This is a genomic window from Streptomyces sp. NPDC050508 (genome assembly GCF_040655155.1).
Classification (GTDB): domain Bacteria; phylum Actinomycetota; class Actinomycetes; order Streptomycetales; family Streptomycetaceae; genus Streptomyces.
In genome coordinates this window covers 93,579-117,245 of record NZ_JBFAJJ010000019.1, presented here as the reverse complement: position 1 = coordinate 117,245, position 23,667 = coordinate 93,579, and the positions used below count along the sequence as shown (strand labels likewise).

Genomic DNA, 23,667 nt, shown 5'->3' with positions numbered 1-23,667 from the left:
GCATGGACATCGTGCTGGTCCACGGCGCCGGCGGACGGCCGACGACCTGGTCGGCGGTCCAGCCCCTGCTGACGGCCCGCGGCCACCGGCTGTTCACCGTCACCAACCCGATGACCTCACTGGAGGACGATGTCGCCAACACCGCGGCCGTGTTGGAGGAAACGACAGGCCCGGTGCTGCTGGCCGGGCACTCCTACGGCGGCGCGGTCATCAGCAACGTCGGACGCGATAGGCGGGTCAACGGCCTTGTCTACATAGCCGCGTTCGGGCCGGACGAGGGCGAGACGGTCAACGAGATCGTCGAACGGTACGAGGAGGCCGAGATCTCCAAGTACATGCGGCGCGGCCCGAACGGTGAGTGGAAGTCCGAGACGAGCGACGCGTTCTGGGCGGAGATAGGCCCCGATCTCTCGCCGGAGCAGCGTGCCGTGGTGGAGGCGGAGGGGCGCAAGGCGGAGAACCTCATCTTCAGGCAGCCGACGGGCTCACCCGCCTGGCGCACTCTGCCCAGTTGGTACCTGATCGCGGACGACGACCGCACACTCCGCCCGGAGATCCAGAACGATATGGCGGCCCGGATGAAGGCCACCGTCGAGCACGTGCCGGGCAGCCACTACACGACCCTCGTATGGCCGGAGCGCGTCGCCGACCTGATCCACACGGCGGCCATGGCCGTGGGCGAGGGCTCATGACGTCGGCGTCCGTGCTCGAAGTCCGGGACCTGCGCGTCCAGTTCGACGTCCCGGGTGGCCGGCTGCCCGCCGTGGACGGAGTGGACCTGACCCTCCACCAGGGTGAAGTCCTCGCGCTGGTGGGCGAGTCGGGATCCGGGAAGTCCGCCCTGTCGATGAGCCTGGTCGGCCTGAACCGCAGCCCACGCACCCACATCAGCGGTGAGGCGACCTTCAAGGGCCGTGACCTGGTGGCCGCGTCGGAGCGGGAGTTGCGCGGTGTGCGCGGCAAGGACATCGCGGTCGTCTTCCAGGACGCGCTGGCCGCGCTCAACCCGCTGCACCGGGCGGGCGCCCAGGTCTCCGAGATGATCCGCGCCCATCGTGATGTGACGCGGGGTCAGGCGACGGCCCGGGCCGTCGAGTTGCTCGGCGAGGTCGGCATCGCAGGCCCGGACCGCACGGCACGCGCCTACCCGCACCAGCTCTCCGGGGGCATGCGCCAACGCGTGATGATCGCCATGGGCCTGGCCAACGACCCGGCAGTACTCATCGCCGACGAACCCACCACCGCACTCGACGTCACGATCCAGGCCCAGGTCCTCGCCGTCCTCAAACGCGTCCAGGGCGACCATGGCACCTCCGTGCTGCTGATCACCCACGACCTGGGTGTCGTGGCCGAGGTCGCCGACCGGGTGGCGGTGATGTATGCGGGCCGCATCGTGGAGCAGGGGCTGCGCGAGGAGGTGCTGTTCCACCCCCAACACCCCTACACCATGGGGTTGTTGGGTTCCGTCCCACCGATCGACGGTCCTGTCGTACGACGGCTGCCGACCATCGCGGGCAACCCGCTGACCGGGGTGGAACGACCGTCCGGCTGCGCGTTCGCGCCCCGGTGCCCCTTCGCCCACGACGCGTGTTCCGAGCGGCCCGTACTGCGGCAGCGGCACGGCGACGACGGGCACCTCGACGCCTGTGTGCTGCCCTCCCCCGCCCGTGCCACGGCCCGCTCCCAGGGAGGCATCGCATGACCGCCGCGCTCATCCAGGCCCGCGAGTTGCGCGTCGAGTACCCGGGACGGGCGGGCGGCCGGGTCAGGGCGCTGCGGGACGTCGACCTCGACATCCTCCAGGGCGAGACCCTCGGTCTGGTCGGCGAGTCGGGGTGCGGCAAGTCCACGCTCGGCCGCGCCCTGTTGCGCGTGATCGAACCCGCCTCGGGCCGTATCGAGTTCGACGGCACCGACCTCACCCGGCTGCGCGGACGCCAACTGCGGCGCACCCGGGCCGAGTTGCAGATGGTCTTCCAGGACCCCTTCGGCTCGCTGAACCCGCGCCGCCGGATCGCCGACATCGTCGCCGAACCCCTCCTCCGGGCACGCGGCGCCACCCGCGCCGAGGCCACGAAGGCGGTGGCTGAACTCCTCGACCTGGTCGGTCTCGGCGCCGAGGCCGGCGCGCGCAGGCCGCACGAGTTCTCCGGTGGTCAGCGCCAACGCATCGGTATCGCACGGGCGTTGGCCTCGTCACCGCAGTTCGTGGTGGCCGACGAGGCGGTCTCGGCGCTGGACGTGTCGATCCAGGCCCAGGTGCTGAACCTGCTGTCGGACCTGGTCCGCGACCGGGGCCTGACGATGCTGTTCATCTCGCACGACCTGGGCGTCGTCCGGCACATCGCCGACCGGATCGCGGTCATGTACCTCGGCCAGATCATCGAAGTCGCCTCCCGGGACGCCTTCTTCGCCACCCCCGCGCATCCCTACAGCCGGGCGCTGCTGTCCTCCGTTCCGGTGCTACGGCCCGGAGCAGCCCGTGAACAGCAGGTGCTGGAGGGCGAGTTGCCCGATCCGGCGAACCCGCCCGAGGGCTGTCTGTTCCGCACCCGGTGCCCGATCGCCACGGAGCGGTGCCGCACCAGCGCGCCCGAGCTGCGCGAGATCACGCCGGGCCGCAGTGTGCGCTGCCATCTGCCCCTGGTGTCAAGCGAGCAGCACGTCGCGAGCAGCGACTAGCCCGTACCGAGTAAGGACGAACCGCCTTGATCATCGACGCGTACAACACCACTCAGGACGTCCGCGGCCGTTCCGACTACCTCACCGGCGCCCGCAAGGGCCAGGCCCCACCGCCGTACAAGCCCTTCGAGCCACGCCGCATCCTCGACCGGATGGACGCGGCCGGGGTGGACATGGCGATGGTGTGCTCGCTCGCGCAGCGCATCGAGAACGACTTCATCGCCTCGTTGGTGGCCTCGTACCCGGACCGGTTCTTCGGCTTCGGGCAGGTGATGCCGCAGGCCGACGACGCGCTCGACGAGATCGACCGGATGGCGGATGCGGGTCTGGTGGGTCTGAAGCTGCACCCGAGTCTGCACGGCTACCACGTCGCCGACCACGGCCTGCTGGACCCGGTGTTCGAGGCGTGCGCACAGCGCGGGCTGCTGGTGCTGATCAACGCCCTCGACGACGCGTTCTGCGCCCCGTTGGCCATCGAGGAGATCGCCCGGGACCACCCCCAAGTCCCCACGATCATCGCGCACATGGGGGCGGTGTGGAACGTGCCGGAAGCGATCATCGTCGCCGAACGGCAGCCGCACGTGTACCTGGAGACCTCGGCGACGCTGATGAGCGACGTCAAGCGCGCCTACGCGCGGCTCGGACCCGAGAAGATCCTGATGGGGAGCGAGTGGCCCGGTTCCGACTTCGACCTGGAGCGCATGAAGATCGCGAAGGCGGTCGAGGACGAGAAGGACCGTGCGCTGGTCGAGGGCGGCAACATGGCCCGGCTGCTGGGGCTGACGGTATGAGCGCCGTGGGTGTGCGGCCCGTTTCCGTACCGCCGTCGATGGACGAGGACGACGTCGAACTCCTCGCCACCGCACAGCACTTGCTGGCCCGGGTCTGGCAGTCGGGCCGCCACGAGGTCGCGACCGCGCTCCGCACCGCGGACGGCCGGGTGCACACCGGGGTCCATGTGGAGGGTTCCTGCCGGCGAAGTTCGATCTGCGCCGAGGGCGTGGCCATGGGCACCGCCCGGGGCGCGCTGCCCGCCGGGGCGGAGCTGAGCATCACGTCGGTGGTGTCGGTGCAGATCAAGCCGGCGGGGTGGTTCCGGATCATCGCGCCGTGCGGGGTGTGCCGTGAACTGATCAGCGACTACTGCCCGGACGCCACCGTGTGGGTCACCACGGTCGACGGGGACAAGCCCGTCCCGTTGCGTGCCCTGGACCTGCTGCCCGAGAAGAGCCGACGCCGATGGTGAGCGCCGTCGATCCCGAGAAGAGCCTGTGCCGATGACCAACGCCATCGGTCCCGAGGAGAGGAGAGCCATGTCGTCCGTCTTCGTCACCGGTCCGTCCGGACGAACGATCCCCACAGGGCTCGATGTCCCCGAACTCGCCGCGCAGTTGGGCGGGTCCGGATCGCCGGTGCTGTGGGAGGAGTTGACCTGGCCGGAGGCGGAGTCCACGGCCGCGGGCCAGGACGCGGTCATCATCCCGGTCGGCGCCACCGAGCAGCACGGCCCGCATCTCCCCCTCGCCGTGGACACCCGTATCTGCGAGGCGGTCGCCCTCGGCGTCTCCGCACTCACCGGCGTACCCGTCGTCCCGCCCCTGAGCTTCGGGGTGTCCGCGTCGCACGGCGACTTCGCCGGGACGGTGGCCCTGCGGCCGGAGACCATGATCGCCGTCGTCGAGGACGTCATCGACTCCCTGTACGCCTCCGGAGTACGGCAGTTCATCCTGCTCAACGGGCACATCTGGAACAACGGCGCCCTCGACGTGTCGGCCGAGAAGTTGAGGGTCCGTCACCGGGACGCACGGGTGCGGGCGTTGGGGTACGTGACGATGTACCCGGGGCCCGAGGTCGACGGACACGTCACCCACGGCCGGGCGTTGATGCACGCCAACTTCTTCGAGACGTCCGTGATGCTGCACCTCGCACCGGAGCTGGTCCGGATGGAACGGGCCACCTCCCACGTCGACGTCGACTCGTTCTGGGACTACCGCATGGACCAGGTCAGCGAGACCGGGGTCTGGGGCAGGGACGTGACCGACGCCAACTCCAAGCACGGCGAGGCGGAGTTCGACCGCTGCGTCCTGACCACAGCCCGGGCGGTGTCCACGGCGGTGCGCGAGCCGTGGCCCGACCCCACTCACCGTCCCGGACGCCAGGCGTGAAGGAGAACAAGGTGGACCCCAGCATCGTGATCCCCCGACTGCCGGACTGCGAGCCCATGCTCATCGGCGGCGAGTGGACCACCGGCACCGCGACGGAGCGGATACCGGTGCTCGACCCCGCCACCCAGCAGCAGCTCACCACCGTCGTCCAGGCGGGCTCCGCCGAGGTGTCGGCGGCGGTCGAGGCCGCCAACGCCGCACACCGGGACGGCCGTTGGCGCGGGCTGCCGCCCCGGCGGCGCCGTGACGTCCTGTTGCGCCTCGCCGATCTGGTGGAGCGCGACGCCGAGCAACTTGCGGTGCTGGACACCCTGGACAACGGCAAGGCCATCGAACGTGCCCGCGGCGATGTGGAGTTGGGCCTCCAGGCCATCCGCCATTTCGCCGGCACCCCGACCCGCCTGGAGGGCACCGTGCACGCGGCCGGCCCGGACCGGCATGTGTACAGCGTCCGCGAACCGGTCGGCGTGGTGGCCGCCGTACTGCCGTGGAACTTCCCCTTCATGATCGCCGCGTGGAAGCTCGCGCCGGCCCTGGCTGCGGGTTGCACGGTCGTGGTCAAGCCGGCCGAGCAGACCCCGCTCACCGCGCTGCGGCTGGCCGCGCTCTGCCTGGAGGCGGGCGTGCCCGAGGGCGTGGTCAACGTCCTTACGGGCGACGGTCGTACGGGTGCGGAGCTGGTCTCTCATCCCGGTGTCGCCAAGGTGTCCTTCACCGGGTCCACCGAGGTCGGGCGGCACATCATGGCCGCGGCGGCACCGTCGCTCAAGCGGCTCACTCTCGAACTGGGCGGCAAGTCCCCCAACATCGTCTTCGCCGACGCCGATCTCGATGCGGCCGTACCGAACGCCGTGCGCGCGGTGTTCGGGCACTCCGGGCAGATGTGCACGGCGGGCAGCAGGCTGCTGGTGGAGCGCGCGATCGTGAAGGAGTTCCTGGATCGGCTGACGCCGGCGGTGGAGGCGCTGCGGATCGGCCCGGGGCTGTCGGGCGGTATCAACATCGGTCCGCTGGTGTCGCAGGAGCAGTACGACCGTGTCACCGGCTACGTCCGGCTGGGCCGCGCCGAGGGTGCCGAGGTGGTCGTGGGCGGTGAACCGCTGCCCGGGCCGGGGTGGTTCGTGCCGCCGACGGTGTTCACGGACGTCAGCCCCGACATGCGGATCGCCCGGGAGGAGATCTTCGGCCCGGTCGCCACGATCCTGCCCTTCGACAGCGAGGAGGAGGCGATCGCGCTGGCCAACGACACCGAGTACGGGCTCGCCGCCGGCGTCTGGACCGGCAGTCTGGCCCGCGCCCATCGCACGGCCGCCGCGCTGGAGGTCGGGACCGTGTGGGTCAACACGTACAACGAGTTCGACCCCGCCGTGGCCTTCGGCGGGATGAAGCAGTCCGGCCTCGGGAGGGACCTCGGCGACGCCGCCGTCGACGGGTTCACCGAGCTCAAGAGCGTGACGATCGCCCTGTGAGCGCGCCCGTGACGGCCGGAACGGCCGCCTCGCCCCCGAACCCACCGCACCCGCGCACCCTGAACGTCGCGGCCGAACGCGCCCGTACGCCCGGCTCGTTCACCGGCCACCACTTCAACTCGGCCGGTGCGGCCCTGCTCGCCAACGGCACCGTCGAGGCGGTCATCGACCACCTGCGCGCGGAGAGCCTGTCCGGCGGTTACGAGGCCGCCAAACACGCGGCTCCCGCCCTGGAGGCCGTCTACGCGCGTACCGCCGAGCTCCTCGGCGCCCGGCTGGAGGAGGTCGCCCTCGTCGAGAGCGCGACGGCCGGCTGGCAACGGGCCGTGTCGGCGCTCCGACTGCGGCCCGGCGACCGGGTGTTGGCGGCTCGCTCCAGTTACGTCAGCAGCGCGCTGCATCTGCTGTCGGTCGAACGCGACCACGGTGTCCGGGTCGAGCTGCTGCCCAACGCACCTGACGGGGCAGTGGACTTGGAGGCCCTGGAGACGGCGTTGCGCGCGGGGCCCGCCGCTCTGGTGACGGCCGCCCACGTGCCGACCTCATCGGGACTGGTCGAACCAGCCGCCGCGATAGGCGTGTTGGCCGGTGACCACGGAGTGCCCTTCCTGCTGGACGCCACCCAGTCGCTCGGCCAACTACCGGTGGACATGGGCGCCATCGGCTGCGACCTGCTCATCGGAACCGGCCGCAAGTTCCTGCGCGGCCCACGCGGCACCGGCCTGCTCGCGGTCCGCCGCCCGCTCCTGGACCGGCTCACCCCTGAGGCACCCGATGTGCGAGGCGCCCGGTGGACGTCCGAGCGGAGCTGGGAACTGGTGCCGGACGCCAAACGCTTCGAACTGTGGGAGGCCGCACACGCCCTGCGCCTCGGCCTCGGCGCGGCACTGACCGACCTCGGCACACTCGGCGTCGACACCGTCGCCCGACACCTGGCCACCCTCGCCGCCTCGCTGCGGGATCGCCTCTCCGCACTCCCGGGCGTCCATGTCACCGACCCGCCTGCTGCGGGCGGCGCCATCGTCACGTTCGTGGTGGATGGGCTGGACGCCTCCGAGGTGCAGAAGCAACTCGCCTACCGCCGGGTCCACTTGATCGCGGTGCCGGCGGGGCACGGCCGCTGGGACATGGATCACCGGGGGCTGACCAAGGTGGTCCGGGCGTCCGTCCACGTCTACAACGACCAGGATGATTTGGACGCGCTGGTGGAGGCGGTGCGGGAGATCGTCTGCTTGCAGGGGCGCGGTACGGGGTCGGCCAGGGGGCGAAGGGATTCCGGGGCGGAGGACGTGGGGTCGGAGGTCACGGTGGCCGAGGCCTCAGGATCGCGGGGTTCAGGACCGGAGGGTTCAGGAACGGAGAGTTCAGGACCGGAGAGTTCGAGGTCGGAAGGTTCGGGGTCGGATGCCTCGAAGCCGGGGATCGATACCGCAACGCCGCCGCTCTCGGCTCCTCGGGTCATGTCCTCGCCCACGCCCGCGAACCCGCAGGATCTGGCGCAGGGCGCCGCCCCCGCAACTCCCGGACCGGCAACCGCAACCACGCCGGACGCGGCGCCGGGCGTCGGGCCCAGACCGTCGTCTTCGGAACCTCCGCTCACGCCCACAGCTTCAGCCCCGGCAACCGGACCAGCCCTCGCCTCCACCCCGCACGCCCCACACCCCAACTCCCGCTGTCACGACGCAATCGTGGTCGGCCTAGGCGTACACGGCAGCGCCGCCCTACGTCATCTGGCCGCGCGCGGACTCGACGTCCTCGGGCTCGAACAGTTTGGCCTGGGCCACGACTTGGGCTCCTCGCACGGAGCGACCCGGATGATCCGCCGCGCCTATCCCCACCCCGACTGGGACGCCCTGGTCGACACCGCCTACCAGGCGTGGGCGGAGCTCGAAGGCATCTCGAAGTCCCAACTACTCGACATCACGGGCGGGTTGTACGCAGCGCCGCAGGACCGCCCCGATCCCCTGCGCGGCCCCGGTTGCCGTCAGGTCGACGCCGACGAGGCGGCACGGATCTTCCCGGGACTGCGACTGCCCCCCGGCTTCACGGCCGTACACGACCCGCGCGCCGGCATCATCGACGCACAGGAGACCCTGCGCGCCCAACTGACCCTCGCCGAACGCTCGGGCGCGCACATCCACGACCACGCCCCCGTCCTCGGCTGGGAACCGGACGGCGACGAGGTCGTGGTCCGCACCGGCAAGGCCGTCCTGCGCACTCGCCGTCTGGTGCTGTGCACCGGCCCCTGGACGGCAGCCCAAGTCCCCTCCCTGGCCGCGCATCTGACGGTCACTCGAATCATCAACGCCTACTTCGCCGCCGACCCGGCGGGCCCGCTCGGCCCCTCGGGCCTCGGCAGCTTCTCCGTCGACCTGCCGCAAGGACTCCTGTACGGGTTCCCCGCGGCCGACGGGCGCGGTCTCAAGGCAGGGCTGGACAGCGGCCCACCCTGGGACCCACACGCGCCCCGGCCCGAAGCGACCGCCGCCGAACTCGCCCTGCTTGCCGAGGCGGTGGCCCAGGTGCTGCCCGGCGCCGGGCCGGTGACCGAGAGCCTGACGTGCCTGTACACGATGACGGCCGACCGGCGTTTCGTGGTCGGCGAAGTACCGGGCGTGCCGCAGGTGTTGGTCGCGTCGGCGTGCTCCGGGCACGGGTTCAAGTTCGGACCGGCGATCGGTGAGGCACTGGCCGACCTCGTGTGCGGGATCGCCCGTCCGGACCTGGATTTCCTCTCCCCTGCGCGACTGTTTCCCGGCGGCACCCCGTGAAGGGCCGCACCGGGAAGCCGCCCCGGACCCGCCGTTCAGCCGTGGAAGACGGTCTGGGACCGGCGTTCGTACCAGGCCGTCAGATGCTCGCCGGAACTGATGACGTGCTCGCGCATCAACTCGTCGGCGCGGTCGGCGTCGTGAGCGGCCAACGCGTCGATCACCGCCTCGTGCTGACGGATGTTCAGCTGCCGATGGCGTTCGTCGCCGGCGAGGGCGAGCGAGGAGACGTTGCGCGGGAAGCTCTCGTTGATCCGGTCGATCATGCGGGTCAGCCACGGATTGTCGGCCGCTTCGCAGATGACCGTGTGGAAACAGTCGTTGGCCGCGGTGGTGTTGGGGCTGCCGGCCCCCTTCCCCTCACCGGCGACCCGCGCCACGGCCTCGCACAGGACGGCGTTGTGCTCGCGCAGCGCGGCGAGGCCGCGTTCCGTGATGCGGGAGGCGGCGCGCCTCGCGGCCATTCCCTCCAGCTCGGCCCGCACCTCGTACGCCTGGCGCACCTCCCATGGGGCCGGTACCCGGACCACGGCACCGCGGTTCGGCTGCATCTCGATCAGCCCGCCGTTCTGCAGCTGCCGCAGCGCCTCGCGCACCGGTGTGCGGCTGACCCCGAACTCGGTGGCCAGCGCCGCCTGGCGCAGCGGTTTGCCGATCGCCAGCTCGCCGTTCATGATCCGCGCGCGGATGCGGGCCGCGATGTCGTCGACGAGGGGACTCTCGTCAGTCTGAGGCGTCATCGGAGTCGGTCAAACCCTTCTCGGGGGCGGTCTGGGGCTGCGCGGTGGTGGAGCAGTTTCCCACGCGGCCGAGGGCGTCCACAGCCGCTCATTTTTGGATCCACTTCCATGATATCCGCATCCAATAGGAGGGCCGCATGAATCTGGACTTCGCCAAGGCGATCGACGTGTCCGTTTCCATCCATCCCGGCATGCTGCACTGGGGCCGCCGCCCCGAGGTGGAGATCGTCGAGTCCCGTACCGCGGGCGATCCCTCCAATGTGAGCCGCTGGCGCATCGGCGCCCACACCGGCACCCACATCGACGCTCCGGCCCACTTCATCGACGGCGGCAAGACGGTCGACCGGCTCGACCTGTCCGCACTCAACGGAACAGCGCGGGTGCTGGACCTGACCCACGTCAAGGAGCAGATCACCGCAGCCGACCTCGACGCGGCCGGCCTCGGCGACGAGGAGCGGGTGCTGCTGCGCACCAGCAACTCCGAGGGTGTGCTGCGCAGTCCGTGGAAGGCCCGGCAGTGGGTCGGGCTGGCTCCGGACGGCGCGGAACGGCTCATCGAGGCCGGGGTGCGCACCGCGGGCATCGACTACCTGAGCATCGAAGCGGTCGCCTACACCACCCACTGGGAGACCCATCAACTCCTGTGCTCCGCCGAGGTGTTGATCCTGGAGGTCGTGGACCTCCTCCACACACCGGCCGGGGTCTACGACATGCTCTCCCTCCCCCTGCCCCTCCAGGGCGCCGAAGCCGCCCCCTCCCGCACCGTGCTCTTCCAGAGGGACGAGGCGTGACAACCGCCCCCCGGCTGATCCTGGCCGCACCGCACCCGGCCGCGCTGACGGCGGCCCGTCGCGCGACCGAGCGGGGCGGCAATGCCGTGGACGCGGCGCTGGCGGCAGCCGCCGCCCTCACCGTCGTCTACCCCCACCAGTGCTCCCTGGGCGGCGACTTGATCGCCCTCGTCCACGCCCCCGGCGGGTCGGTGCGCGCGGTGGTCTCGGCGGGGGCCGCCGCACAGGCCGTAGACGTCGAAGCGCTGCGCGCCGCCGACCGGCGGATGCCCGCGCAGGGGCCGCAGACGGTGACCGTGCCCGGTGTGGTGGCGGGCTGGACGGCGCTCGCCGAAGCCCACGGCACGCCTGGTGCCCTGGCCGCCGCGCTGCGCGATGCCGCCGAACTGGCGGCGGACGGCGCCACCGTATCGGCCGGTCTGGCGCGCGCCATACGTGAGCGGGCCCCGCAGATCTCCGCGGACCCCGGGCTGACCGCGCTGCTGACCGGCCCCGACGGCGTACCGCTCGACGAGGGCGACCCGCTCCCCCAGCCCCAACTGGCCGCCGTACTACGGACGCTCGCCGACGATCCGACGTCCTTCTACCGGGGCGCGGTCGCCGAGGCATTGGCGAATGGCCTGCGCCGGGCCGGGAGTTCGCTCACCGCGAGCGATCTCGCGGCCCATCAGGCGGAGAGCGTCGAGCCGTTGACGCTGGACGCGGCCGGAACCCGCTGGTGGACCGCACCGCCGCCGAGTCAGGGGGCGAGTCTGCTGGCCGTACTGGAGACCGCGGTCTCGGTGGCGAAGCTGCCGGAGCCGGAGCGTACCGGCGTGCTGGCCGCCGGCTGCCAAGATGCCTCCGCAGCACGCGACTTGCTGCTCGGTGATCCGCTCGGCCCCTCGCCCGTCGACCTGGACGGACTGCTCCGCCCGGCTCCGCTCGCCGGTGCGCGACCACCCGAGCCGTCCTTCCGGCCCGCCGGGGACACCGTCGCGATCACCGCCGTGGACGCGTCCGGGCTGGCCGTCTCGCTGATCCAGAGCGTCTACCAGACCTTCGGTTCCGGCATCTGCGATCCGGAGACGGGGATCGTGCTGCACAACCGCGGCTCGGCGTTCAGCCTCCTGCCCGGCCATCCGGCCCTCATCGGCCCCGGCCTGCGGCCCCCGCACACCCTCTGCCCCGTACTCGGCCGGTCCGCCGGCCTGCTGCTCGCGGCCGGTTGCCAGGGCGGCCGGGCGCAGCCGCAGATCCTCGCCCAGACGGTGCCTGACCTGATGGTCCCGGCCGCCGAACCCGCCACCGTGCTGGCCCGCCCGCGCTGGGTGATCGGCGCCCGCGACATCGGCCAGGCGACGCCGACCCTGCTGGCCGAGCCCGGGTCCGTCCCAGCGGTCGCGGGCGCGTTCTCGTCGGTGGTTCCGGTCGTCGTGGCGCCGGGCCGTACCGATCTGGCCGGTCACATCCAGGCCGTACGACTGTCCGCCACCGGTCGGCTGGACGGCGCCTCCGATCCCCGCGCCGACGGCGGCACCACCTCGGAAGGAAACCCGCTGTGAGCACTCTCGCCCCCGAACCCGTACCGGCCGACGCACCCCACCCGCTGGACCCGCTCACCGTCTCCGAACTGGCCGCGGTTGTAGGCGTGTTGAGGGTCGACACCCGGGTTCCCGACGACGCGCGTTTCTGGGGTGTGGCGCTGGACGAGGACCACGCCCGGCGCGCCGCGCCCGGGGACACCCGGCGGGCCCGCGCGGTCGTCTTCTCCACCTCCGCCCGCCACGCCTTCGAGGTCGACCTCGAACTCGGCGACAAGCCGCAGACCACCGCCTGGCGCGAGTTGGACATACGCAGCCCGGGCTGTTCCTCCGAGGAGGCGCGACAGGCAGCGGCGGCCTGTCGGGCGGACCCGCGCTTCCGGGAGGCGCTGGCGCTGCGCGGTATCCACGACGTGTCGTTGGTGATGGTGGACCCGGAGTCGATCGGCGGGTTCGAGCCGCCCGAGTACGCGGGCCGCCGCCTGACCTGGGGCAGCGTCTGGCACCGCACCGACGAGGACGACAACGGCTACGCCCGCCCGGTGCAGGGCGTGGTGCCGATCATCGACATGGAGACCATGCAGATCCTGCACATCGAGGATCACGGGGTGATCCCGCTGTCGGAGGAGTCGGGCGTGTTCGCCGCCGGGACGGTGGACGAGCGGCCCGGGCTGAAGCCGCTGGAGGTCGTCCAGCCGGACGGCCCGAGCTTCACCGTCACCGGGCAGCGAATCGACTGGCAGGGGTGGTCGGTGCGGGTCGGTTTCAGCCATCGCGAGGGGCTGGTGCTGCACGACCTCGCCTTCGCGGCGGCCGGGAAGGGTCCTCGGCAGGTGATCCGGCGTGCGGCCGTCAACGAGATGTACGTCCCGTACTTCGACACCGCTTCCACCCAGTACCGGAAGAACTTCTTCGACTGGGGCGAGTACGGCGCGGGCCCGCTCACCAACTCCCTTGCCCTGGGCTGCGATTGCCTCGGAGTCATCCAGTACTTCGACGCGGCGGTGCTCGGCGGCGACGGCGTGCCCCGGCTCATCCCCAACGCCGTGTGTGTGCACGAGGAGGACGACGGGATTCTGTGGAAGCACCACGACGGCCGCACGGGCCGTACGGAGGTGCGCCGTTCGCGCCGGCTGATCATCTCGGCGTTCGCCACCGTCGCCAACTACGACTACGGCTTCTACTGGTCGCTGTACCAGGACGGTTCGGTGATGCTGGAGATCAAGATGACCGGCATCCTCTCCGCCACCGGCGTCGAGGAGGACGAGGCGACCCCGTACGCGCGCCGCGTCGCGCCGAACGTCGCGGTCACCAACCACCAGCACTTCTTCAGCGTCCGCCTCGACATGGCGGTGGACGGCGATCCCAACCGGCTGGTCGAGGTCACCGCCGAGCACGAGCCCGACCCCGTGCTCGATCCGTACGGCAACGCGGCCCGGACCGTGCTGCGTCCGATCCTCAGCGAGTCGGAGGGCGCCCGGCGCACCGATCCGTCCCGCGGACTGCACTGGCGGGTCGAGAGCACCGAGTCCCGCAACCGGATGGGCGAACCGACCGCATACCGCGTGCACTTGGAGAACACGGCCGTGCTGCCGGTACGCGAGGACAGCGTGTGCGCACGCCGAGCCCCGTTCGTGGGAAGGCAGTTGTGGGCGACGGCCTACGACGCGGAGCGGCGGTTCGTCGGCGGCGAATACCCGAACCAGGCCGAGCCCGGCGCGGACGGTGTCCACAAGTGGCAGGAGGAGAACCGGTCGTTGGACGGCACGGACCTGGTGCTGTGGGCCACGGTCGGCTCGCACCACTTCCCGCGCCCCGAGGAATGGCCGGTGATGCCGGTGGCCAAGGCCCGGCTACGCCTCGAACCCGACGGCTTCTTCGACCGCAACCCGGCCCTGGACGTACCCGCACCCAACTCCTGTCACGCGCCGAGCCCCTCGGCACCGGACCACTGCTGCGGCTGACCGCGCCTCCCCTCCCCCGAAAGGCGTCCCATGCGCGAGGAAGAGAACACACGGCTCACCCGGACCGGGCCCGGTACCCCGGCCGGTGAGTGGATGCGCCGCTACTGGCAGCCGATCGCCCTCAGCGAGGAACTCGACGGCGTTCGACCGCTGGTGGCCCCCAAAGTGATGGGCCAGGACCTGGTCCTGTTCCGCGACGAGCACGGCGAACTCGGCCTCGTCGACCGCGGCTGTCCGCACCGGGGCGCCGACCTGGCGCTCGGTCGACTGGAGGACGGCGGGCTGCGCTGCTGCTTCCACGGCTGGCTGTTCGCCCGAGACGGCTCCTGTCTGGACACTCCCGCCGAGCCCGTCGACAGCCCGCTCAAGTCCCGTGTACGGCTGGGCAGTTACCCGGTCCGCGAGATCAACGGGATCATCTGGGGTTACCTCGGCCCCGGCGAACCTCCCCAACTCCCCGCCCTGGACTGCTTCCAGGCCCCCGCCGACCACGCCTTCGCCTGGAAAGGGCTGTTGGAGTGCAACTGGCTCCAGGCCCTGGAGGTCGGCATCGACCCGGCCCACGCCTCCTACCTCCACCGCTTCTTCCAGGACGAGGACCCCGCCGACAGCTACGGCAAACAGTTCCGCGCCGCCTCCCAGGGCACCGACCTCCCGATGACGAAGATCCTGCGCGAGTACGGCCGCCCCGACATCGACGCCGCCCGCACCGCGTACGGCATCCGCCTCACCGCACGGCGCACACTCGACGGAACGGACACGCAGGGTCTGCCGATGGACGGCAGCCGTACCCATGTCCGCATCACCCACCAGGTGTTCCCGCACGCCTTCCACATCCCGCTCGACGCGGAGACGGCGATCACCCAGTGGCATGTGCCGATCGACGACAACTCCAGTTACTGGTACGCCCTGTTCACCAGTGTCGGCGGCCCGGTGGACCAGGGCGAGATGCGCCGGCAGCGGGTCGGCGCGGTCACCCTGCCCGACTACCGGCCGCGCTTCGGCCGCACGAACGGCTACGGCTACGACCCGGTGGAACAGCGGACGACCACGTACACCGGGCTCGGCACCGACATCAACGTGCACGACCAGTGGGCGGTGGAGGGACAGGGGGCCGTCCAGGACCGTACCCGCGAGCATCTGGGCCGCTCCGACAAGGCCATCGTGATGTACCGCCGGATGCTCGGCGAGGCCATCAGCGCCGTCGAGCGCGGCGAGGATCCGCCGCTGGTGCTGCCGGCCGAGGAGGCGGGGCGGCTGCACGGACCGGTCGCCCTGGACGGAATCGGCCCCACCGAAGGCTGGCGGGAACACTGGGCGGCCGTCACCGACAAGCAGCGCGCCGACAGCAGTTGGGCGCAGCCGCTGGGAACGGACGGCTGAGCAGCGTGGGATTCATCGAACGGCACGGCCTGTGGAACGCCGAACAGGCCGTCGCTGCACGGGAGATAGGCGAACGTGCCGAGAGCGGCGGGATGACGGTGGTGCGGCTGGTCTTCGCCGACCAGCACGGTTTGCTGCGCGGCAAGACCGTCACCATGGGCGAACTGCCCAACGTCCTGCGCGACGGCACCGGTATCGCCTCGTCCCTGCTTGCCAAGGACACCTCGGGGCGGACCGTGTTCCCGCTGTTCACCAAGGAGACGCCGCTCGGGCTGCCCGAACTGCGGGGCGCCGCCGACATGGTGATGGTGCCCGACCCGCTGACCTTCCGGATGCTGCCCTGGTCGCCGGGCACGGGCTGGCTGCTGTGCGACCTGCGCTTCACCTCCGGCGCACCGGTCCCGCTGTGCACGCGCGGACTTCTGCGCTCGGTCCTCGACCAGACCGACGGGCTGACGTACCGCACCGGTCTGGAGGTGGAGTTCCACCTGTTCCGGCTGGACGACCCCCGCCTGGGCCCCGGCGACCAGGGCCAGCCCGGCGCCGCACCCGAGGTCGGCATGCTCAACCACGGCTACCAGTACCTCAGCGAGCTTCGCTACGACGAACTCGACCCCATCCTCGACGTCCTGCGCTCGAACATCGAGGGGCTGGGACTGCCGTTGCGCAGCCTGGAGGTGGAATTCGGCCCTAGCCAGGTCGAGTTGACCCTCCAGCCCGCCGACGGTCTGGGCACGGCCGACGCGATGGTCCTGCTGCGCAGCGCCGTGAAGCAGGTCGCCGCCCGCCACGGCCATCACGCCACGTTCATGTGCCGCCCTCATCTGCCCGGCGTGTTCTCCAGCGGCTGGCATCTGCACCAGAGCATGCTGCGCGACGGCGTGGGCATCTTCGCACCGGAGAGCGGCGAACTCACCGCGTCCGGGCCGCCGTTGTCGCCGTACGGAACCGCCTTTCTGGGTGGGCTGCTGCGGCACGCGCGGGCCACGAGCGCGTTCTCGACCCCAACTCTCAATGGCTTCAAGCGCTTTCGCTCACTGTCGCTGGCGCCGGACCGTGCGGTGTGGGGGCGGGACAACCGCGGGGCGATGGTGCGGGTGCTGGGTGACGGACCGTCATCCACCCGGCTGGAGAACCGGATCGGCGAGCCGGCCGCCAACCCCTACCTCTACCTCGCCTCCCAACTCGCCGCCGGACTGGAGGGCGTGGCGGGCGGCCTGGAACCCGGACCGGCCGCCGACGAGCCCTACGCGGCACGCGCCGAACCACTCCCCCGCTCCCTGGGCGAGGCCCTCGACGCGCTGGAGTCCGACCGCATGCTCGCCGACCGGCTCGGCAAGGACTTCGTGGCGTACTACACGAGCATCAAGCGAGCCGAGATCGCCCGCTTCAGCCAAGAGGTGACCGACTGGGAACAGCGGGAGTACTTCCGTGTCTTCTGACCTCGACCACCCCGGCGGGACCACCCAACGCCTCCTGGTCCGACAAGCCCGCTGGGTCGCCCACGACGTACTGGAACTCCGTCTGACCCGGCCCACCGGCGGCACCCTGCCGGCCTGGGAGCCAGGCGCGCATGTGGAGTTGACCCTGCCCTCGGGGTTACGGCGGCCCTACTCGCTGTGCGGGGACGTCACCGACACCGAGGCGTGGACAGTCGCCGTGCACCGCGTGCCCGAGGGGCGGGGCGGCTCGCGGGAGATCCACGAAACCGCCCTGGTGGGACGGGAGTTGGAGGTGCGCGGGCCGGTCAACCGTTTCCCGCTGGTGCCCGCGCCGGGCTATCTGCTGCTGGCCGGCGGCATCGGCGTCACCCCGCTACTGCCCATGGCCCGCGAACTCACCTCCCGCGGCCTGCCCTGGCGCCTCGTCCTCGGGGCCCGCGACCGGTCCCGGCTCGTGTATGCCGAGGAGTTGGTGGCGTTGGGCGGGGACCGCGTGCGGCTCGTGCCGCAGGACGAGGCAGGACTCCCGGACCTGTCCGCCGAACTCGCCGCCACCCCGCCCCGACACGCCGTCTACGCCTGTGGCCCGCAACCGATGCTCGACGCGGTGACGGCCCTGTGCCGCACGACCGACCCTGCGCGGACACTGCACCTGGAACGCTTCACCCCGGCCGACGACTCGTTTCCGGATCAACTCGGGGAGCCGAGCGGAGAGTTCGAGGTGGTGCTGAGCCGTTCGGGACTGCGGCTGACCGTGCCCGCCGACCGTTCCGTACTGGACGTCGTCCGGGAGAAGCTCCCTGACGTGCCCTACTCCTGCGAGGAGGGCTACTGCGGTACCTGCGAGACTCCGGTCACGGCAGGGGTCCCTGATCACCGCGACACGGTGATCGAGCCGTCCGAACGCCCCACCGCCACCTCGATGATGATCTGCGTGAGCCGTTGCGACTCCCCCGTGCTGGAACTGGACCTCTAGGCGGTCCCTCCGTTCGCCAGACGGTGGAGCAGGGCCCGGGGTCGGTAAGGGATGACCTCGGCCAGGGAGATGGCGGTGCTGGTCCGGTCGACTCCGTCGATGGCGAGGATCGCTTTGGTGACGCGGTGCAGGTCCGCGGTGTCCTTGGCGACGACATGCGCGAGGAGGTCGGCGTCGCCGGTGGTGTAGTGGACCTCGATGACCTCGGGGAGGTCGAGCAGGCCCTCGTGGACGCTCTCGGGTTCGGCCTGGCTCACCGCGAGCGACATGAACGCGACCAGGCCGTATCCGAGGGCGGCGGGGTCGACGCGTCGGCTGACGGGCTTGAGCACGCCGTCGGCGGCCATCCTCCGGAGCCGGGCGTGAACGGTGTTCCGGGCCACGCCCAGGGTCTGGGCCAGGGCGAGGATCGTCGCGTCCGGGTCGTCGTCCAGGGCCAGGATGATCCGGGCGTCCAAGGGGTCCATCAGCGTCATGCTGTGCATTCTGCCATCAGAATCCAAGACAGCTAAGCATCTGTCGCATCAGCAAGAACCTCTATTGCGCGGATGCCCCGTTCCGTGGTCAAGGTGGTGGACCGTTCTACGCCCCCGCGCTGATGAAGGACCGCCGCCATGGCCTTGAAGACGCACCCCGCCGGCACCGGTGGCTCCTGGATCGTCGTCGTGGCGGCCGGGGTGGCCGCCGGGCTCCAGGTGTGGAAAGTGCCGCCCGCACTCCCGTTCCTGCGGCACGACCTGTCGCTGAGTCTGGTCCAGGCCGGGACCCTGCTGGGGATCGTCCAACTGGCCGGGATGCTCGGGGGACTTGCCGTCTCGCTGCTGGCCGAACTGGTCGGTGAGCGACGCTGTCTGAGCGGGGGGCTGGTCCTGCTGTTCCTCGGTTCGGCAGGCGGTGGATTCGCCTGGTCGGCGGCCCCGCTGTTGGCCTCCCGGGCGGTCGAGGGCGCGGGTTTCATCCTGGTGGCGGTGACCGGCCCGGGGCTGATCCGCCGTACCGCTCCACCCGGCCGCTTCACCACGGCCATGGGCTTCTGGGGCGCCTACCAGGGCATCTCCACCTTCGCCGGACTCATCATCGGCGCACTGGTCCTCCAGGTGGTGCCGTGGCGGGTCTGGTGGTGGGGCATGGCCGTACTCGCACTCGCGCCGCTGCCCTGGGTCCTGGCCCGCGTTCCCCGTGACGCTGCGGGTGGTGTGCGCGGTGCGGCAGCCGCCCTCACCCGCATCGGCCGCACCGTCCGGGCCCCGGCCCCCTGGACGGCCGGCCTCGTCTTCGCCTGCTACACCCTGCCGTGGATGGCCGTGGTCGGGTTCCTGCCCACCATCTACCGCGACGGCGGGATGACGGGCAGTTGGCCGGGTGTCCTCAGCGCCGTGGTCGGCGCGGCGAACGCCATCGGCTCGATCTCCACGGCGGCGCTCATGAAACGCGGCCTGCCCACCCGCGCCCTCATCGTCCCCGCCTTCACGCTCATGGCCACGACTTCCGTGCTCGCCTTCGCCGTCGACTGGCACGGCCTGCCCGCAGGTACCACCTGGCAGTTCCTCTGCGTCGCGGCCTTCTCGCTGACCGGCGGCGCGATACCGGCGACCCTGTTGCGCATGATCGGTGACCTGACGCCGGCCGGCGGCTCGGCTCCCGCCACCATGGGCCTGATCCAGCAGCTCTTCAACGCCGGCAGCTTCATCGGGCCCACCGTCGCCGCATGGCTGGCCACCCGCACCGGCGGCTGGCACTCCACCTGGTGGCTGACCTGCGCCTGCACAGCCGCGGGCATCGTCCTCAGCCGCGGCCTCAGGCCACGGGCAACGGCTTCGGTGACGGACCCGACGACCGCGCCCTGCGCCTGAAGGCAGCCGAGAGGCCCCGGCCCGCTACGGCGGGGGACCGTCCCCGATGCGGTCCCGCAGCCCGGTGCGGAGGGGATCGTCGTCGGGCAGGCGGAGTTCGGCGGTCAGGGTGAGCGCGCGGGCCCAGACCTCGTGGGCGGCGTCGGACTGGCCGGCGCTGTGGTGACTGTCGCCGAGGCCGAGCAGGCAGGCGGTCTCGCTGTGGCGGTCCCCGGTGGCGTGGAACAACCGGGACGCCTGCCGATAGCGGTCGACTGCCTCTTGGTGGCGGCCCAGTTGATGATGGATGTAGCCCAGGCTGTCGGAGATGTGGGCCTGCCCGGCCACGTCCCCGGCCGCCCGCGCGAGTTCGAGGGCCTGCTCGCAGTGTGCCAGCGCGCGGAGGTGGTCGCCGAGGTTCGCCTGCCGCCAGCCGATGTGGTTCAGCGCCGCGGCCTGTCCTGCCTGGTCGCCCGCCGCCCGGTAGTGCTCCAGGCTCCGGTACGCGTGGTCCAGCACGAGTTCGGGACTGCCCTGTTCCGCCGACATCCGCGAGAGATGCTGATGGGTTCGGGCCTGGCCCGCGTCGCTGCCGGTCGCGGCGAAGAGTTCGAGTGCCCGCAGATAGTGCTCCCGGGCCGGCTCCGGACACTTCAACCGGTCCAGGGCCAGGCCCAGACCGCGGTGGGCGCCCGCCCGGCCGGCGAGCTCGCCCGCCCGCTCGGCCGCCGCCAACGCCCTGCGCGCGGCGGCCAGCAGCACCTGCCAGTATCCGTGCCGGTCCAGGAAGGTGGTCAGTACGGTGACCAACCGCCACACGTGACCGTCGAAGCCGGGCTGCGGCTGCCGCACGATCTCCAGCAGCACCGGGTGCTCGGCGACGAACCACGCCAGCGCATGGCCGTAGTCCTCGAACTCCACCGCGTTCGCCCACGGCCCGGGCGCGGGTGACGCCACCGGGTTGGGCTGCGGGGTCACCAGGACGTCGGCCGCCCGCGCGGAGTGGAGGTAGTGGTCCATCATGCGGTGCAGCGCTGCCCGCCGTTCCCACTCGTCGTCGTACGCGGTCACGAGTTCCCCGGCGTACACCCGCAGCAGGTCGTGGAAGGCGTACCGCCCCGGTGCGTGCTCGACGAGCAGGTGCCCGCCGGTCAGTTCGGCCAGCAGCCCCCGGACGCGCTCCGGCGGGACCCCGGCCAGCGCGGCTGCCGCATGCGGTCCGAGGTCCGGCCCCGGGTGCAGCGCGAGCAGCCGGAACAGCCGGGCTGCGGCGGGGCTGAGGGCGCTGTAGGACCAGGAGAACACCGCCCGTACCTGGCTGGCTTCCTCGCCGCCGTCGAGGGCGTCCAGTCGGCCGCCCGCCTCGCGCAGTTCCTCCGCGAGCACCCCGAGCGGCCGTCGTGGCTCGGCGGAGGCGCGGGCCGACACGACCGCCAGGGCCAGGGGCAGTCCCGCGCACCAGGTGACGACGTCCGCGACGGCTTCCGGCTCGGCCGCGATCCGTCCCGTCCCGAGGCGCTCAGCGAGTACGTCGCGTGCCGCGTCCGGTGTCAGCGGGTCGACCGCGAGGAGATGGGCGCCCTCGGTCGCGGCCAGCCCGGTCAGCCGGTTCCGGCTGGTCACCAGCGCCATGCAGCCGACCGCCGCCGGCAGCAGCGGACGGACCTGTTCCTCGTCCCTGGCGTTGTCCAGTACGACCATCATCCGCCGCCCCGTCAGCAGGCTGCGGTACAGCCCGACCTGGGCCTCCAGCCCCGGCGGCACCCGACCGGGCCGTACCCCCAACGCGTCCAGGAACCCGCGTACCGCCTCGGTCGGAGGCATCACCGATCCCTGGGGATCGAACCCTCTCAGGTTCACGTACAGCTGCCCGTCGGGGAACGCGCTCTCCACTCGGCGTGCCCAGTGCACCGCGAGGGCGGTCTTGCCCACGCCGGCCATGCCCGACACCGCGGAGATCACCACGGCGGCGGACTCTCCCTCCGCCGAGGCGAGGATCGCGGCGAGGCGGGTCATTTCTTCGTCGCGGCCGGTGAATCCCCGTACAGCCATGGGGAGTTGGGTGGGGAGTTCGGTCGACCGGGCCGCCGCCGACGGCTCGGACCGCCGGGCGGGTGTGGACCGGTGGCCCCGCAGGATCGTCTGGTGCAGGTGGCGCAGCGCCGGTCCGGTGTCCGTGCCGAGTTCCTCCGCGAGCCGTTTACGGACCGCCGCGTAGCAGTCCAGGGCCTCCGCGCTGCGACCGGTCTCGTGCAGGGCCCGCATCAGGGCCTCGGCCAGGGGTTCCGCGAGCGGGTACTCACCGAGCAGGCCGGTCAACGGGCCGATGACGGACGCGGGATCGCCGTTGCTCAACTCCGCGCGGGCCCAGCCGACGGCCGCGTCCTGGTGCTGCCGCCGCCAGGCCTCACGCATCCGGGCCGCCCACTGGCCGTGGAGACCGGACAACGGCTCGTCGCGCCACAGGTCGAGTGCCTCGCGCAACAGCCGTGCCCGTACCGGGTCTTCCGGTCCCGCCGCTCGCGCCTGGTCGACCAACTGCCGGAACCGGTGCACGTCCACCTGGTCGGGGCCGGCCTCCAGGAGGTACCCGCCGGATCGCCGTACCAGGCACAGGGGTTCTCGTGCGGTCCCGGCGGCCTGCTCGCACACCCGCCGGATCCGGGCGACATGGGCATGTACCGCACTGCGCGCGCCGTCCGGGGCGTGCGTGCCCCAGACCCGCTCGATGACCACGTCGACCGCGACGGGCCGGCCGACATCCACGGCCAAGGCGGCCATCACGATGCGGCGTTGGGGCGGGCCCACCTCCACCGTCCGGTCCCCCACCGACAGTTCCACCGGCCCGAGCAACTGCACGTCCACCATGGTGTGTGCCTCCCCCTGGTACGAAGCGTCCTCCTTTTTCCGCGGACATGTGTACGAAGCGACAAGCCTTCGACAAGGTTTCCTGCCACATGCCGGTGGCAACCTGCTGGGGAGCGAACGGGCCCTGACCAAGGCTCCGTTCGGGCGTGACGGCTGGGCCGTCGCCTGGCGGCTCCGCAACAGGCAATCGGGGGCGAGAAGTGTGATCACACGGGGAGTGATGGCACCAGGGACACGGGTGCCGGAGCGGCGGCCGGAGACCTTACCGGCCGACACGGGGAGCGTAGGCGGACGGAGCGTGCTGGAGGGCGCCTTCGCGCTGCTGGAGGCGGTGGAGCGGGCCGTGGAGGCGGGGCCGACAAGGCTGGCGTCCGACTGCGGGCTGCCCAAGACTACCGCGTACCGGCTGCTGGAACAGCTGGCGGACCTGGGTGCGGTCGAGCGGTGCGGGGGGAGTTACCGGGTGGGCCCGCGGATGTTCCGCCTGGGGCACGCGTGGCAGCCGCACCCCCGGCTGCGCGCCGCCGCGCGGGAACCGATGCGCCGCCTGGCGAAGCTCACGGGTACGACGGTGGGGATCGCCGTGCTGTGGCAGGGCGAGACGCTGATGGTCGAGTGGTGTCCCGACGACGCCGAACGGCCCGATCCGCTGCAGACCCGGATGACCTGGCCGTGGTTCACCGCGGCGGGCAAGGTGCTGGTGGCCACGGCCGTTCCGGCACCACTGCTGGGGCCGCTTCCCGCGTCCTGGGCGAGGGACCGCGCCGCGATCCGGGAGCGCGGTACCGCCTTCGACCGGGAGGAGGTGGTGACCGGGGTGTGCTGTGCGGCGGTTCCGCTGTTCGGAGCGGGCGGTCCTCCCCTGGCGGCCCTCTGTGTCCTCACGGATCCGGACCACCATTTGGAGCGGCTCGCGGAAACCGCCCGCCGGACCGCCCGGGTGATCGGCATGAGGGTGCGGGGGCACTGATACGACGGGGTCGGCGGCCCGGTCCGGCGCTCGTGCGGGGCGAGCACCCACCGGGCCGACGGCCTCGTCCGCGAGGACGCCGGGCGCTCGC

General features: G+C 71.7%; 19 protein-coding genes. 16 read left to right on the top strand and 3 right to left on the bottom strand.

The window, feature by feature from the left end:
* Window positions 1-2: 2 nt before the first annotated feature.
* The 8 genes from AB0I69_RS39615 to solA are packed head-to-tail and all read left to right on the top strand — an operon-like array spanning window position 3 to window position 9,087.
* Window positions 3-692 carry an alpha/beta hydrolase gene (locus AB0I69_RS39615; RefSeq protein ID WP_363100614.1) on the top strand — a complete coding sequence of 230 codons (690 nt, stop codon included), beginning with the start codon at window positions 3-5 and terminating at the stop codon, window positions 690-692.
* Window positions 689-1,702: an ABC transporter ATP-binding protein gene (locus AB0I69_RS39610; RefSeq protein WP_363100613.1), complete on the top strand. Its 1,014-nt coding sequence runs from the start codon at window positions 689-691 to the stop codon at window positions 1,700-1,702. The genes AB0I69_RS39615 and AB0I69_RS39610 overlap by 4 nt, the downstream gene beginning before the upstream one ends.
* Window positions 1,699-2,682, top strand: coding sequence for an oligopeptide/dipeptide ABC transporter ATP-binding protein (locus AB0I69_RS39605; protein WP_363100612.1), 984 nt, complete (start codon window positions 1,699-1,701; stop codon window positions 2,680-2,682). The genes AB0I69_RS39610 and AB0I69_RS39605 overlap by 4 nt, the downstream gene beginning before the upstream one ends.
* A gap of 26 nt (window positions 2,683-2,708) precedes the next feature.
* Window positions 2,709-3,473, top strand: a complete 765-nt coding sequence (locus tag AB0I69_RS39600; protein ID WP_363100611.1) for an amidohydrolase family protein — start codon at window positions 2,709-2,711, stop codon at window positions 3,471-3,473.
* The gene (locus tag AB0I69_RS39595) at window positions 3,470-3,928 is read left to right on the top strand and encodes a cytidine deaminase (protein WP_363100610.1); all 459 of its coding nucleotides are present in this window, start codon (window positions 3,470-3,472) and stop codon (window positions 3,926-3,928) included. Before AB0I69_RS39600 ends, AB0I69_RS39595 begins: the two co-directional genes overlap by 4 nt.
* Before the next feature lie 31 nt (window positions 3,929-3,959).
* Complete coding sequence (locus tag AB0I69_RS39590; RefSeq protein ID WP_363100609.1) at window positions 3,960-4,847, top strand: creatininase family protein; 888 nt, start codon at window positions 3,960-3,962, stop codon at window positions 4,845-4,847.
* 11 nt (window positions 4,848-4,858) lie between these two features.
* Window positions 4,859-6,316, top strand: a complete 1,458-nt coding sequence (locus AB0I69_RS39585; RefSeq protein WP_363100608.1) for an aldehyde dehydrogenase family protein — start codon at window positions 4,859-4,861, stop codon at window positions 6,314-6,316.
* Window positions 6,313-9,087 (top strand): N-methyl-L-tryptophan oxidase, encoded by a 2,775-nt coding sequence (gene solA / locus AB0I69_RS39580; protein WP_363100607.1) that lies wholly within the window; start codon window positions 6,313-6,315, stop codon window positions 9,085-9,087. The genes AB0I69_RS39585 and solA overlap by 4 nt, the downstream gene beginning before the upstream one ends.
* Window positions 9,088-9,122: 35 nt before the next feature.
* Here the strand turns inward: solA and AB0I69_RS39575 are convergent, their stop codons facing one another.
* The gene (locus AB0I69_RS39575; RefSeq protein WP_363100606.1) at window positions 9,123-9,827 is read right to left on the bottom strand and encodes a GntR family transcriptional regulator; all 705 of its coding nucleotides are present in this window, start codon (window positions 9,825-9,827) and stop codon (window positions 9,123-9,125) included.
* Between the two features lie 137 nt (window positions 9,828-9,964).
* Between AB0I69_RS39575 and AB0I69_RS39570 the strand changes: the two genes are divergently transcribed.
* Genes AB0I69_RS39570 through AB0I69_RS39545 form a run of 6 tightly spaced genes read left to right on the top strand, consistent with a single transcriptional unit; the run spans window position 9,965 to window position 17,906 of the window.
* Complete coding sequence (locus tag AB0I69_RS39570; protein ID WP_363100605.1) at window positions 9,965-10,618, top strand: cyclase family protein; 654 nt, start codon at window positions 9,965-9,967, stop codon at window positions 10,616-10,618.
* Window positions 10,615-12,162: a gamma-glutamyltransferase gene (locus tag AB0I69_RS39565; RefSeq protein WP_363100604.1), complete on the top strand. Its 1,548-nt coding sequence runs from the start codon at window positions 10,615-10,617 to the stop codon at window positions 12,160-12,162. Before AB0I69_RS39570 ends, AB0I69_RS39565 begins: the two co-directional genes overlap by 4 nt.
* The gene (locus AB0I69_RS39560; protein WP_363100603.1) at window positions 12,159-14,105 is read left to right on the top strand and encodes a primary-amine oxidase; all 1,947 of its coding nucleotides are present in this window, start codon (window positions 12,159-12,161) and stop codon (window positions 14,103-14,105) included. Before AB0I69_RS39565 ends, AB0I69_RS39560 begins: the two co-directional genes overlap by 4 nt.
* Window positions 14,106-14,135: 30 nt before the next feature.
* Window positions 14,136-15,488, top strand: coding sequence for an aromatic ring-hydroxylating dioxygenase subunit alpha (locus tag AB0I69_RS39555; protein WP_363100602.1), 1,353 nt, complete (start codon window positions 14,136-14,138; stop codon window positions 15,486-15,488).
* Between the two features lie 5 nt (window positions 15,489-15,493).
* Window positions 15,494-16,930 (top strand): glutamine synthetase family protein, encoded by a 1,437-nt coding sequence (locus AB0I69_RS39550; protein ID WP_363100601.1) that lies wholly within the window; start codon window positions 15,494-15,496, stop codon window positions 16,928-16,930.
* Window positions 16,920-17,906 (top strand): PDR/VanB family oxidoreductase, encoded by a 987-nt coding sequence (locus tag AB0I69_RS39545; protein ID WP_363100600.1) that lies wholly within the window; start codon window positions 16,920-16,922, stop codon window positions 17,904-17,906. The genes AB0I69_RS39550 and AB0I69_RS39545 overlap by 11 nt, the downstream gene beginning before the upstream one ends.
* On the opposite strand, the gene AB0I69_RS39540 is transcribed toward AB0I69_RS39545, so the two are convergent.
* On the bottom strand, window positions 17,903-18,382 hold the full coding sequence (locus tag AB0I69_RS39540; protein ID WP_363100599.1) for an Lrp/AsnC family transcriptional regulator: 480 nt from the start codon (window positions 18,380-18,382) through the stop codon (window positions 17,903-17,905). The genes AB0I69_RS39545 and AB0I69_RS39540 overlap by 4 nt on opposite strands.
* A gap of 138 nt (window positions 18,383-18,520) precedes the next feature.
* Here AB0I69_RS39540 and AB0I69_RS39535 point away from each other — a divergent pair, with 138 nt between their 5' ends.
* Entirely contained in the window at window positions 18,521-19,759 is a 1,239-nt protein-coding gene (locus tag AB0I69_RS39535; RefSeq protein WP_363100598.1) for an MFS transporter, read from the top strand.
* A gap of 24 nt (window positions 19,760-19,783) precedes the next feature.
* On the opposite strand, the gene AB0I69_RS39530 is transcribed toward AB0I69_RS39535, so the two are convergent.
* Window positions 19,784-22,606, bottom strand: coding sequence for a BTAD domain-containing putative transcriptional regulator (locus AB0I69_RS39530; protein ID WP_363100597.1), 2,823 nt, complete (start codon window positions 22,604-22,606; stop codon window positions 19,784-19,786).
* Between the two features lie 298 nt (window positions 22,607-22,904).
* Between AB0I69_RS39530 and AB0I69_RS39525 the strand changes: the two genes are divergently transcribed.
* Complete coding sequence (locus tag AB0I69_RS39525) at window positions 22,905-23,576, top strand: helix-turn-helix domain-containing protein (protein ID WP_363100596.1); 672 nt, start codon at window positions 22,905-22,907, stop codon at window positions 23,574-23,576.
* Window positions 23,577-23,667 lie beyond the last annotated feature (91 nt).

Bases quoted from the DNA above. Each gene is read 5' to 3' on its own strand.
- AB0I69_RS39590 (WP_363100609.1), top strand. From the start codon at position 3,960: ATGACCAACGCCATCGGTCCCGAGGAGAGGAGAGCCATGTCGTCCGTC.
- AB0I69_RS39555 (WP_363100602.1), top strand. From the start codon at position 14,136: ATGCGCGAGGAAGAGAACACACGGCTCACCCGGACCGGGCCCGGTACC.
- AB0I69_RS39540 (WP_363100599.1), bottom strand. From the start codon at position 18,382: ATGACGCTGATGGACCCCTTGGACGCCCGGATCATCCTGGCCCTGGAC.
- AB0I69_RS39530 (WP_363100597.1), bottom strand. From the start codon at position 22,606: ATGGTGGACGTGCAGTTGCTCGGGCCGGTGGAACTGTCGGTGGGGGAC.
- AB0I69_RS39615 (WP_363100614.1), top strand. From the start codon at position 3: ATGGACATCGTGCTGGTCCACGGCGCCGGCGGACGGCCGACGACCTGG.
- AB0I69_RS39570 (WP_363100605.1), top strand. From the start codon at position 9,965: ATGAATCTGGACTTCGCCAAGGCGATCGACGTGTCCGTTTCCATCCAT.
- AB0I69_RS39535 (WP_363100598.1), top strand. From the start codon at position 18,521: ATGGCCTTGAAGACGCACCCCGCCGGCACCGGTGGCTCCTGGATCGTC.
- AB0I69_RS39595 (WP_363100610.1), top strand. From the start codon at position 3,470: ATGAGCGCCGTGGGTGTGCGGCCCGTTTCCGTACCGCCGTCGATGGAC.
- AB0I69_RS39610 (WP_363100613.1), top strand. From the start codon at position 689: ATGACGTCGGCGTCCGTGCTCGAAGTCCGGGACCTGCGCGTCCAGTTC.
- AB0I69_RS39605 (WP_363100612.1), top strand. From the start codon at position 1,699: ATGACCGCCGCGCTCATCCAGGCCCGCGAGTTGCGCGTCGAGTACCCG.
- AB0I69_RS39575 (WP_363100606.1), bottom strand. From the start codon at position 9,827: ATGACGCCTCAGACTGACGAGAGTCCCCTCGTCGACGACATCGCGGCC.